This window comes from Synechococcus sp. R55.8, assembly GCF_047461895.1.
GTDB lineage: Bacteria > Cyanobacteriota > Cyanobacteriia > Thermostichales > Thermostichaceae > Thermostichus.
In genome coordinates this window covers 7,978-19,173 of the sequence record NZ_JANSIB010000045.1, presented here as the reverse complement: position 1 = coordinate 19,173, position 11,196 = coordinate 7,978, and the positions used below count along the sequence as shown (strand labels likewise).

The following is an 11,196-nucleotide window of genomic DNA, read 5'->3' as shown; positions in this document are numbered from 1 at the left end:
TGCCATGGTGAAGCAGGCTCGCGCTCAAGTTAAACAGGCTACAAAGTGATGAGAGATACAGTTGAGGCTTAGCTGGCCTGCTGTAGGAGCCGATCCAACTGGCCTCGGGACTCAAGGGCATAAAGATCGTCGCAGCCGCCGATATGCTGGTCGTTGATGAAAATTTGCGGCACCGAACGACGGCCGTTGGCCCGCTTGGCCATTTCCGCCCGTGCTGCCTCGTCTCCATCGATGGCGTACTCGATATACTTCACGCCTTTGCGATCCAGCAGTTGCTTAGCCCGGATGCAAAAGGGACAAAAACGCCAGGTGTAAATCTCAACAGTCATAAGAAAACAACAAACGCTTTTACATAGCTTAACATTTTCACGGAGCCGGGATCCCTTTCCTTGCAAACCTGGGGTTTTCTGCCTCCCATGGTCTAGTTGGCTTCCTTCCAGTTGTGGCCGATTTGGATATCCACCACCAGCGGTATGGAGAGGGGCACTGCTCCTTCCATTTCCCTTTGGATCAGCGGTTTTAGGGCCTGCCATTCCGAGGGATCCACCTCAAACACCAGCTCATCATGCACTTGCAGGAGCAAGCGGGAACGAAAGTTCTGCAGCTTTTGCCGCAGGCGCACCATTGCTACTTTGATAATGTCCGAGGCGGATCCCTGAATGGGAGCATTCACAGCCGCCCGCAATTCGGCTTGTTTGCGATGGCCTGTCAGACGGGACAAATTGGGAAAATAGCGACGGCGACCCAAGATCGTTTCCACATAGCCATGTTTTTCCACAAAGGCTTCAGTGGAGCGCAGGTAGGCGAAAATACCGGCGTAGCGCTCGTTAAATCGCTGTAAAAATTGCTTGGCTTCGGATAGAGAAACCCCCGCAGTGCGGGCAAAGCGCTGTGCCCCCATGCCGTAGATCACCCCATAGTTAATCGTCTTGGCCAGGCGGCGTTCTTCGCTGGTTATTTCTTGTTTTTCCAGGAGCAGGCGGGCGGTCAGGGTATGCACATCTTCCCCTGAGCGAAAGCCTTCCAGCAAGGCAGGTTCTTGGCTGAGGTGGGCCAAAATGCGCAGCTCAATTTGAGAGTAATCTGCTGCCGCCAATAGCCATCCCTCTTGGGGAATAAAAGCTTGTCGAATCCGGCGACTGAACTCGGTGCGAATGGGAATATTTTGCAAGTTGGGGTTTGAGGAGCTGAGCCTGCCGGTGGCAGTAACGGTTTGGTTAAAGTCGGTGTGGACTCTGCCGGTATCGCTTCTTACCAGGGCAGGCAGAGCATCCACATAGGTCGATTTCAGCTTGGCCAAGGTGCGGTATTGCACGATGGTTTCGATGAGAGGATGATCCTCCTCTAGCTTTTCTAAAACTGAGGCATCAGTGGAATAGCCAGTAGCCGTTTTGCGGGTTTTGCGAATGTCCAATTTCAGCTTTTCAAAGAGCAGGGATCCCAGTTGTTTGGGAGAATTGAGGTTAAAGGTTTCTCCAGCCTGGGCATAAGCTTTCTGCTCCAAACTTTGCAGCTCTTGTTCCAGCTCTTGGGAAAATTGCCTCAGAAACTCGGTATCAACGCGAATGCCGATCCACTCCATCTCTTCCAAAACTTGGGCCAAGGGCAGCTCGACTTGAATAAAAAGATCCCACAGGCGTGGATCGGTTTTCTGCAGCTTTTCGGTGAGGATTGGCACCAGACGATAGGCACAATAGGCGTCGGTTCCACAGTATTCTGCAACTTTGGAAATCGGGATATCGGCAATGGACTGTTCCTTGCCCAGCAACTTTTTGTAGCTGGTGGTCGGCAAATTCAAATGGGTAGCTGCCAAATCGGCCAAATTGTGGCTGGCTTCTGGATCCAAAACGTAGCTGGCCAACATGGGATCAAACTGGATCCCTTGCAGGCGGATCCCGTGGGCGCGGAAAATGCTCAGGTCGTACTTACAGTTTTGTAGGCTTTTGGGTCGGTTGGGATCTTCCCAAAGGGGTTGCAGGCTTTGTTTCACCAGCTCCCAATCCAGGTTGGATCCCTGGCGGTGGCCGATGGGCAAGTAGGCGATATCTCCCTCTGACCAACAACAGCCGATCCCCACCAATTGGGCATCCCGTGGATCTAGACTGGTGGTTTCAGTATCCCAAGCTACAATCCCTGGGCAGGCCAGCAGCTCTTGCCGCAAAAGCTCCAGTTGCTCCGGCGTATCGATGATGCGCACCGCCGGCAGAGAAGGGACGGGATCGAGGGCAAAATCAAACCACAGGGCTTCGTCAGGAGCGTTTGCGGGATCCCCGGTGGGATTAAAAGCGCTGACCACCTCTGCCTCGGTTGGGATCCCCCCCAAAGCCGTTTGTATTTTGCGCACTTGGGCGATGAAGCTGTGAAACTCCAATTTTTCCAGCAGCGGCAGCAATTCTGCTTGATCAAACCCGGTTAATTTCATGCTCTCCCAGTCGGGAGAAAGAGGAACGTCGCATTTGATCCGAGCCATAAATTGCGAGTGATGGGCCGCCGGGATCCCTTCTTTGAGGTATTGCTGAACTTTTCCTTGGATCTCGTCCAAGTGATCGAAAATTTCATCCAAACTGCCGTAGCGCTCCAGCAGCTCTGCAGCTCGCTTGGGGCCGATCCCTTTCACCCCGGGAATGTTGTCAGAAGGGTCACCACAGAGGGCCTTATAATCCACCACCTGCCAAGGCCAGATGCCCAATTTTTCTTTCACTTGTTCGGGGCCAAACTCGCTGATGCGATCTTTGCTGTTGAGGTGCAAAACCCGAACTCTCCCATCGGTGTCGATCAACTGGAACAGATCTTGATCCCCACTTAAGATTTGCACCCGGTAATCTTGGGGGGCCAGCCTGCTGAGGGTGCCCAAAATGTCATCGGCTTCAAAACCAGGCACCACCAAAATCGGGATGCGTAGTGCCGTCAACACCTGCTTGAGGTTCTCCACATCTTCGATAAACTCCGGTGGCGTTTCCGGGCGGCCTGATTTGTAGGTTTCGTCGGCCTCGTGGCGAAAAGTGGGCTGCCGTGTATCAAAGGCAACGGCTACATGGGTAGGGGTGTATTTGTCCAAGACTTCTAACAGCGATTTCAAAAAGCCAAAGCTGACGCTGGTGGGGATCCCAGTGGAAGTGCGCAACCCCCCCTCGCGGCTGTAGGCAAAGGCGTAGAAGGAGCGATAGGCCAGAGAGTGACCATCCACCAGCAGCAGTGTTGGAGTTTGCCAAGCCATCAGCTGATACCTTGAGGGTGAATCTAGCCTATCGGATCTGGGCTATGGGCAGAAGGGATCCCACATCCATCATCGGCCTCAAGAACTCAGCAAGAGCGCCCGGCGGTCAACAGGACGGGATTCCAATTCCAACTTCTGTGACCCGGCTACGGCAAGATCCAAAAAGCCATCGATAGGCCCGCCACCCCTGTCTGTTTTGTTAGCTACAATGCTCATGCCCATTTTTTCAATTTATTGGCTTGATCGGCAACACCTCAATTTGCCAACCCAACTGATCACCCAAAGCATTGGCCTCTGGTTCTGGACAAAATACAGCTCACCACAATGCTCTTCTCTTCTCAGCAAATCCTGCCCCCATCTCTCTACCCACCCCTGCATTGGGGCCTCAAGACCCTCTTTCCCGACGGCCTGTGGGAGTTGCCGGCAGATCCCCATACCCAGCGGGTGGCTCTGACCTTTGACGATGGCCCTCACCCTGAGTACACCCCTGCTTTGTTGCAGGTTTTGATGGATTTTCAGGTGCCGGCCACGTTTTTTGTGTTGGGAGAACGGGTGCAGCGCTGGCCCCACCTGGCCCGTCAGATCCGCCAACAAGGCCACCGCATTGGCCTTCACGGCTGGCAGCATCGCCCTTTTACCGAGCTTGCCCCTGGAGAGCTTTATCAGAGCCTGAAGCGCAGCCAAACCACCCTCGTGGCTGCCTGTGGCGGGATCCCTGACGATTATCGGGCTGTGCGCCCGCCCAATGGCTTGTTTTGGCCGCAGACGCTTGCGGATTTGCGCCGTTGGGGCTTTTGTCCGGTGATGTGGAGCGTGGTGCCTGAGGATTGGCTGATCCCACCGGTATCGGTGGTAGTGGAGCGGGTGCTGGCCCAGGTGCGGCCTGGCTCCTTAATCGTGCTGCACGATGGGGTACAAGGAGGAGCCCAAGTGGTTGAGGTAACGCGGCAGTTGATCCCAACTTTGAAGAAGCGGGGATTTGAATTTGTCCACTTGCCGGATCCCTGAGATCTTTCCAGTTGGGGAGAAATTAAATACAGTAGAGGCACGCGTAGGCAAGAGGGTCAAGCCATGGGCGCACGCAAGATCATCTACGGCATTTTTGGGCAACGGGCCGGCAGCGTCATCGTCGGAACTTGGAACTGGCTGTGGGGGATCCCGGTGGAGAAAGGTGGCACAGGGGCGGTGATGGTGGCGGAAGAATCCCTACGCACGATGCAGGAGACGGTTCAGCGTCTCACGGAAGCCGTTGCCACCCAAGTAGCCGCCTATCAGCGGGCTGAGCAGAAGTACATGCAAAAGGTGCGGGAGTACCAGGCCCTGGAGAACAAAGCTCGCCTGGCCGCCCAACGGGGCGATCAAGAGGCTGCCCGTCTGGCTATGTCCCAAGCGCTGCAAATTGAGGCCATTCTCGGCCCCCTTAAGGAGAACGTGGAAACTGCCGAGCGCTACGTCAACGCCGCCAAGCAAAAGCTGGCCCGCGAGAAAGAGCGATTGGCCGCTTACAAGAGCGAGCTGAGCAACCTCAAAGACATCAACGAGGTGAACCAAGCTCTGGAGCAGATGGCCCGCGTCAACAATTCCTACAACATCGACTCGGCCAAGTCGCAATTTGAGGCGGCGAAGAATGCTATCCAGGCTCGCCAGCTCAGATCCCGAGCCATGAGCGAGCTCTCGGAAGATCGCAGCGAGCAGATTGCTGCCCAATTGGATGAAATGGCCATGGACGATGAAATCTCCCGCCGCTTGGCAATGCTCACCGGCCAAGGAGGTGCCCAGGCCAACCCGCCGCTACCGGATCTGGATTTCGAGAAGCGGCTCCCCCAATAGCGGCAGTTGCTTCCAAGCTTGGGGATCCCTCGCTTTTCAACCCACGTCGGCAACCCCGCTGCTAAGTTGCAGGGGGAGTTTTCCGTTGGGAATTGACGGTCAACGGGCTAGAGGGAGTGCGCTCGTACTAGGATGATAAAGGAACAATAGGCAACCCATCTGAGGAGAGGATCCCAGCAATGTCAGCAGCACGAGGCGCGCATTCTGCCCGATCAGGCCTGTGGCCCACTTACGCAACCAGCCCGTGGCTGTCTAGAGCGCTGTTGCTGCTCTGTGTCTGCCTCAGCTTGGTGGTCGGTGCCTGTTCCGCAGGCTCTAACCTACGGGCCTACAGGGATCCCAGCGGAGCCTTTGCTTTTGCCTACCCCAACGGCATGGTGGCGGTCAATCTTGGGCCGGGGAAAGGGCCGGTGGTTCTCCTGCGCGACCTGGTGTACGAGACCGAGAACGTCAGCTTGATGATCGCCCCATTTGACAAAGGGGAGACGATTGCCGATCTGGGCAGCCCGGCTGAGGTGGGGCAGTTGGTGGCGGAGAAGATCATTGCTCCTGAGGGATCCGGTCGCTCGGCCAAGCTGTTGGCTGCCGAAGCCTTTGAGCGGCAGGAGCACCCCTATTACCTGCTGGAATACCAAACCGATATGGGATCCCAGCTTCGCCACGAGGTGGTGACGGTAACCGTTCGGCACCATCGCCTCTACACGCTGACAGCCTCTACCCAAGAATCCCGCTGGCCTCAGGTGCAAGCTGCCTTTAGGAACGTGGGCCGCTCTCTGAATGTTTCCTAAAGCTTTTCCTGAGAGGATTTTCTCAAGGGATTGAACCGGGTTGACGGACTTGGGTAGGTTAAGGTTGAGCCCTTTAGGGCTGAGTTATGGTCATTTTAGGTTGGGGGCGAGACGCCTGGGCTACTGAGAAAAGCCTTGTGGTTCTGGGGATTATTGCTCCGCAACGCTGACGCGAAGACGCGACCAACGTTTTGGGTGTGGGTGCAGTGTCCTAGCTTGAATCGAAATGACCCTACCTACTGGTTCCAGCCGGGCCATCTGGTGTTAAAACGTAAAACGGTAGTGTTTTGAACCTGCGGAGATGGGATCCCACCCTCTTGGGCCTGCTCTATGACCGTGTACGTGGTTCAGATCAGCGACCTGCATCTGTTTGCCAAGCCCCATCACCGGCTGCTGGGGGTGGACACGGAAGCCTCTTTCCTGCAGGTGCAAAAGGCCATTGCCGCTCTGGATCCCTTGCCCGATCTGCTGCTGCTTACCGGAGATCTCTCTCAAGATGGCAGTGCGGCATCTTACGCCCGTTTGAGAGCCCATTTGCAGGCTCTCCCCATCGATACTTACTGGTTGGCGGGCAACCACGATCGCCTGCACAACATGAACCAAGAGCTCCACGCCGAGCGGCTATTCGGGGACAAGAGCTTCAGCCGGGAAAATTGGAGTTTTATTTTATTGAACTCCCTCGTGCCCGGCAAAGACAGCGGTTACCTGACGGATCGCACGCTGCTGTGGCTGAGACAGGAATTGCAGCGGAGCAAAGCCGCCCAACACCATGTTTTGTTGGCCTTGCACCATCCCCCTTTTTCGGTGGATTCTGCCTGGCTGGATCAAAGTGCCCTGCAGCAGCCGGAGCGGTTGTTTGGGGTTCTGGACGAGTTCGACCACATCCGCCTCGTTGTATTCGGCCATATTCACCAAGACCTGCACCGCCGGCGGGAGGGGGTTGATTACCTGGCTTGTCCCTCAACCTGTGTGCAATTTCGTCCCAAGAGCCCCCAGTTTGGCCTGGAGGTAATTCCCCCTGCCCTGAGGCAGATATGGTTGGAGCGAGATGGCAGCTTCAAAACTCAGGTTCAACGGGTGGGGGCCGCTCTGCAACGGCCCAACCTGGCCCTGAAGGGATATTAGCTCTCCCCCTCTTGAACCTCTGTGGGGGGTAGCCCGATGGCCTGCCCCAAACAGACGCTGGCCCCCAGCAAGGCCAACCACCCCGGCACCACTGACAGGAGGGCCACCACGGCCACCAAGGTGTTGTTTCCCCCCTGCAAAAGGCTGTAGAGCAGCATCGGCAGCGTGAGAACCCGCCCACCGCCGACAAAGAAGGTGAGCAAAAATTCGTTCCAAGAGATCAAAAAGGCAAATACCGCCCCAATGGCTGCCCCAGGGGCAATGAGGGGCAACGTCACCTGCCACCACACTTGCCAGGGATCCGCCCCCAAACAGCGGGCCTGCGCCTCGTAGCCGCGGTCGAAACGGGCGAACACACTGCCCATCACCAGAGCCATGTAGGGAATGGTGGGGATCAGATGCACCAGCACCACCCCCAGCAGGGCACCGTCTAGCCGCAGGCGAATCAGCACCCCTTGGATCCCCATCAGCACAGCCAGAGGAGAGGTGATGACGGGCAACAGCAACAGCAGGCGCAGCCAGGCGGGCACAGGATGGGTGCCCAAAACTCGTCCCGCCGGGATCCCCACCCCCAAGGCCAGCAGGGTGGTAAACAGGGCAATTTGCAAGCTCTGGCCGAAGGCTGCCCGGAACTGGGATCCCCAGCTCAGCAGTTGCTGCCAACCGGCTATGCTCCATGCCCGGGGCAGGGCATCGGGAAAATACCAGGCCCGCGTGAAGGCCCAAAGGGCCAGCACCCCAAAGGGCAAAGCCCAAAGGAGGGCCACTCCGGCCACCCCAAGGCGGAGCAGGGATCCCCTAATCCATCTGCGTCCTTTCACGGCTTTCTCCAAGGACTCCGTCCCGCTGAGCCAAACGGCAGCTGCAGAAAGGATACTCTGGCTGCAAACAGCCCTCCGATTAGGCTGACCACCGCTGCCGAGACAGCCAGCAGGATGATCCCCAGCGCCACCGCCTGCTGCCGCTGCTCCAGGTTGATGTGGGTGAAGCGCTGGTAGATCAGAACGGGCAAGGTGCGCGGGTAGGTGGGCCCCAAGAGCAAGGGAACCTCAAAGGCGCTGAAGACAAAGCCGAAGATGAGAATCCCGGTGGCCAGCAGCCCCGGCCTCAGCAAGGGCAGCGTTACATACCAAAACGTCTGGGCGGCAGAAGCCCCCAGCAGCCGGGCCTGTTGCTCCAGCTCGGATCCCATCCCGCGCAGCAGCGTCAGCGCCACCAGAGCGGCAAACGGGATCTCCTTCCAAAGCCAATAGAGCAACACCCCCACATAGCCGCGGTCGTTCACCCACAAGGGAAAATCCTGATCCGAGGCAATCCAGCCCAGTTGGAAGGCCAGCCGCGCCAGCCAACCGCTGGGCCCCAGCAGCAGCAGCATCCCCGCCACCCCCACCAAATGAGGAATCGGCAGCGTCAACTGGCCAAGCCAGATGGCCCACCCCCCCACCCCCCGCAACAGCAGCGCCAGCCCCAGCCCCAAAAGCAGCGCCAACCCCGTTGCCAACAGAGCGATTCTGAGGCTGAGCAACAGGGATCCCCCGACTTCCGCATCCCGCAGCAGCTCCCCATACCCCTGCAGGGTAAACCCCCTCTCGCCCAGGCCGTAGAGGCCCACACTCTGGGCCAGAGCCAGCAGCAGCCCCCCGCCGTAGAGCAGGCCCACCAACCCCAACGCCGGCAAAAGCGGCCCATACTGCCGGATCCCCTTAAGCCCCACCGGCCCAGATCCCCGTCCATTTAAGCTATTCATTGAGCCAGTCCCAAGAGCTGCCTCACGAGAGAATTCAAGATGGGAGCGGATCCCTCGACGATCAAGCGATCAAGACTGCCTAGTGCTCCACACCGCCAACGCGACCAACCATTGCGATCTTTACATCCCATGGAGAGAACCCTAGACCAGATTAACCAACGCATTGCCAAAGGCCAGGCGCGGGTGTGGACGGCCCTGGAAGCCAAAGCCAAGCTGGCCACCTTGGGGATCCAGGAAGCCTTTGAGCAGGTGGATGTGATCACCACCGGCACCTTTGAGCCAATGGAGTCTTCAGGAGCCATTGTGAACCTGGGCCATACGGATCCGCCCATCAAGATTCGCCAAGCTTGGCTGAACGGGGTACCGGCCTATGCCGGATTTGGCGCGGTGGATCTTTACCTGGGGGCAGCCCAACCCAGCGAGCAAGCGGATCAAGCCTATGGGGGCGGCCATGTCATTGCCGACCTGGTGGCGGGCAAGCGCGTCCATTTGCGGGCCATCGGCCAAGTGACCGATTGTTACCCCCGCGCCGACTACGAGACCACCCTGACTCGGGATCAGCTCAACCAGTTTTACCTGTTCAACCCCCGCAATGCCTACCAAAACTTCATCGTCGGGGTGAACGGCGGGGATCGGCCTTTGTACACCTACTTGGGCCTGTTGGAACCGCATCTGGGCAATGCCGTCTATTCCAACCCGGGAGAGCTATCCCCCTTGTTGAACGATCCCCTGTTGCGCCGGGTGGGGATCGGTAGCCGCATCTTTTTGGGAGGCGGCATCGGCTACGTCGCCTGGGAGGGCACCCAACACTTTCCGCTGCAAAAGCGATTGCCCAACCAAACTCCCATCGGCCCGGCGGCCACTCTAGCCCTGATTGGGGATGCCAAGCAAATGCAGGCGGAATGGGTGAGGGGCTGCTACTTCCGCAACTACGGTCCCAGCTTGATGTTGGGGGTCGGGATCCCCATTCCCATCCTCGCTCCTGCGGATTTGGAGGCCATCGCCATCCGGGATGAAGAACTGGTGGCACCGGTGATCGACTTTTCCATTCCCCGCCGGGTGCGGCCCACCTTTGGCTTAGTGAGCTATGCCCAGCTCAAATCCGGCCAGATCACCCTCAATGGCCGCAAGGTTCGCACTGCCCCTCTGGCCAGCCTGCGCCGCTCCATGCAAATTGCCGAAATCCTCAAGCAGTGGATAGAAAGCGGCCAATTTACCCTCACCCAACCTGTCGCCCCCCTGCCCCTGGATCGGGAGTTTCTCCCCCAAAACCCTCTCAGGTGACGTCCTCCCCTCAATGAATTGGGGGCCTCCTCAAGCGGATGCACGCAGCGCTTTGGTTCGGGGACACCGTGCCTCCCTACTTTTGGGGTAAAGCGGCTCTCCAGAAGAACCGCTACCGGAATTCGCCCTGGCAGCAACTTCTCCAGGCAACCCCATCAACCCCACTTCAGGTGCTGTCTCAACAACTGAGCGTGCTGAGCCGATTGCCTCGCCCACAGGTCAGCTTGGGCAGGGCTGAGAGCTAGGCCCTCTGAGTAGCAGGCCAGCCAAGCTTGGTGTAAGGCTTCAGGATCGGTGGGCATCTCCTGCAGATCCCAGCCAGGCATGCCCAATTCCTGGAGCAGCGTTTTCACCTTGGGATCGTAGCTGAGACCAAAACAGGCGCAGCCCTCTGCCGCCGCCATCACCAATCCGTGGTAGCGCATGGTGATCGCCAGCCTGACACCCCGAAAGACTCCTTTCAATAGACAGGGATCCCGAATTTCCAGCACTTGGCTACGGTGGGGTAGGCGCTGCTGAAGCTGCTGAGCCAAGTGGTAGTCTGGCCCAAGGTCAGGGGATCCGGGAGGAGCCAGCTGAAAGGGCACGAAGAGAAGGTATGCCCCCGTGGAAGCCTGGAGACGCTGTAAACCCTGGCTCAAAGCTTCTAGACAGGCTCCAGTCAGTTGCGGATGCGGACGCAAGACCACAGCAATGCGGGGCTGAGGCCACGTTTCCCATTCCGGCAAGGTTTTGGACGGCAAACTCCAGACGGGATCCGGAGCCACCTGGTGAGGGATCCCCCACTCTTGCAGCCATTGGGAGGCAACTCCATCCCGCACACTAATGGCCGTGCAACCTGCCAACGAGCGACGGGCTAGTGCGCGAATCCACCCCCGCTGCAGCGGCCCGATCCCCTGGGCCCAAGCAAGGGTCTTCAGTCCCCAGCGCTGGGCTAGGCCCATCACCCCCAGGTAGTAGAGAGGGCTGCGCCAACTGGTGCGATCCTGCAACAGACCGCCCCCACCCCAGATGAAAGCCTGGGCCTCCTGGAGACAGCGCCGTAAAGCCAAACTGTTGAAGCGCGGATAGGCCAGCACCCCATAGGTGGCAGCCGTTTCGGCAGGGCGACGGGAGAGCACCACCGGCTGTACGGGGCTGGGCAACTGCTCTAGCTCTCGTAAGAGAGCCAGCAACAACGCCTCATCGCCGGCATTGCCGTAGCC

At 58.2% G+C, this 11,196-nt stretch carries 10 protein-coding genes; 5 read left to right on the top strand and 5 right to left on the bottom strand.

Annotated elements, in window-relative coordinates; translation table 11 throughout:
• Positions 1-68: 68 nt before the first annotated feature.
• Together grxC and polA are read right to left on the bottom strand one after the other, a co-directional pair.
• Positions 69-329, bottom strand: a complete 261-nt coding sequence (gene grxC, locus NW829_RS06325) for a glutaredoxin 3 (protein WP_414416687.1) — start codon at positions 327-329, stop codon at positions 69-71.
• Between the two features lie 92 nt (positions 330-421).
• Positions 422-3,217 carry a DNA polymerase I gene (gene polA / locus NW829_RS06320; RefSeq protein ID WP_414416686.1) on the bottom strand — a complete coding sequence of 932 codons (2,796 nt, stop codon included), beginning with the start codon at positions 3,215-3,217 and terminating at the stop codon, positions 422-424.
• A gap of 324 nt (positions 3,218-3,541) precedes the next feature.
• Here polA and NW829_RS06315 point away from each other — a divergent pair, with 324 nt between their 5' ends.
• The 4 genes from NW829_RS06315 (at position 3,542) to cpdA (ending at position 6,960) form a co-directional block, all read left to right on the top strand.
• Positions 3,542-4,225: a polysaccharide deacetylase family protein gene (locus NW829_RS06315; protein ID WP_414350259.1), complete on the top strand. Its 684-nt coding sequence runs from the start codon at positions 3,542-3,544 to the stop codon at positions 4,223-4,225.
• Positions 4,226-4,288: 63 nt separating this feature from the next.
• Complete coding sequence (locus NW829_RS06310; protein ID WP_414350257.1) at positions 4,289-5,047, top strand: PspA/IM30 family protein; 759 nt, start codon at positions 4,289-4,291, stop codon at positions 5,045-5,047.
• 263 nt (positions 5,048-5,310) lie between these two features.
• On the top strand, positions 5,311-5,835 hold the full coding sequence (gene psbP, locus NW829_RS06305) for a photosystem II reaction center PsbP (RefSeq protein ID WP_011431801.1): 525 nt from the start codon (positions 5,311-5,313) through the stop codon (positions 5,833-5,835).
• Positions 5,836-6,165: 330 nt separating this feature from the next.
• On the top strand, positions 6,166-6,960 hold the full coding sequence (gene cpdA, locus NW829_RS06300; RefSeq protein ID WP_414350255.1) for a 3',5'-cyclic-AMP phosphodiesterase: 795 nt from the start codon (positions 6,166-6,168) through the stop codon (positions 6,958-6,960).
• Here the strand turns inward: cpdA and NW829_RS06295 are convergent.
• Both NW829_RS06295 and NW829_RS06290 read right to left on the bottom strand, forming a co-directional pair.
• Positions 6,957-7,781: an ABC transporter permease gene (locus tag NW829_RS06295; protein ID WP_414416685.1), complete on the bottom strand. Its 825-nt coding sequence runs from the start codon at positions 7,779-7,781 to the stop codon at positions 6,957-6,959. The two genes, cpdA and NW829_RS06295, sit on opposite strands and share 4 nt — an antisense overlap.
• Positions 7,778-8,707 carry an ABC transporter permease gene (locus tag NW829_RS06290; protein ID WP_011431804.1) on the bottom strand — a complete coding sequence of 310 codons (930 nt, stop codon included), beginning with the start codon at positions 8,705-8,707 and terminating at the stop codon, positions 7,778-7,780. Before NW829_RS06290 ends, NW829_RS06295 begins: the two co-directional genes overlap by 4 nt.
• 129 nt (positions 8,708-8,836) lie before the next feature.
• On the opposite strand from NW829_RS06290, the gene NW829_RS06285 reads away from it, so the two are divergent.
• Positions 8,837-9,991 carry a homocysteine biosynthesis protein gene (locus tag NW829_RS06285; protein WP_414416684.1) on the top strand — a complete coding sequence of 385 codons (1,155 nt, stop codon included), beginning with the start codon at positions 8,837-8,839 and terminating at the stop codon, positions 9,989-9,991.
• A gap of 155 nt (positions 9,992-10,146) precedes the next feature.
• On the opposite strand, the gene csaB is transcribed toward NW829_RS06285, so the two are convergent.
• Positions 10,147-11,196: polysaccharide pyruvyl transferase CsaB (gene csaB / locus NW829_RS06280; RefSeq protein WP_414416683.1), on the bottom strand; the 1,050-nt coding region annotated here is incomplete at its 5' end.

Bases quoted from the DNA above. Each gene is read 5' to 3' on its own strand.
- NW829_RS06310 (WP_414350257.1), top strand. From the start codon at position 4,289: ATGGGCGCACGCAAGATCATCTACGGCATTTTTGGGCAACGGGCCGGC.
- NW829_RS06315 (WP_414350259.1), top strand. From the start codon at position 3,542: ATGCTCTTCTCTTCTCAGCAAATCCTGCCCCCATCTCTCTACCCACCC.
- cpdA (WP_414350255.1), top strand. From the start codon at position 6,166: ATGACCGTGTACGTGGTTCAGATCAGCGACCTGCATCTGTTTGCCAAG.
- grxC (WP_414416687.1), bottom strand. From the start codon at position 329: ATGACTGTTGAGATTTACACCTGGCGTTTTTGTCCCTTTTGCATCCGG.
- NW829_RS06290 (WP_011431804.1), bottom strand. From the start codon at position 8,707: ATGAATAGCTTAAATGGACGGGGATCTGGGCCGGTGGGGCTTAAGGGG.
- polA (WP_414416686.1), bottom strand. From the start codon at position 3,217: ATGGCTTGGCAAACTCCAACACTGCTGCTGGTGGATGGTCACTCTCTG.
- NW829_RS06285 (WP_414416684.1), top strand. From the start codon at position 8,837: ATGGAGAGAACCCTAGACCAGATTAACCAACGCATTGCCAAAGGCCAG.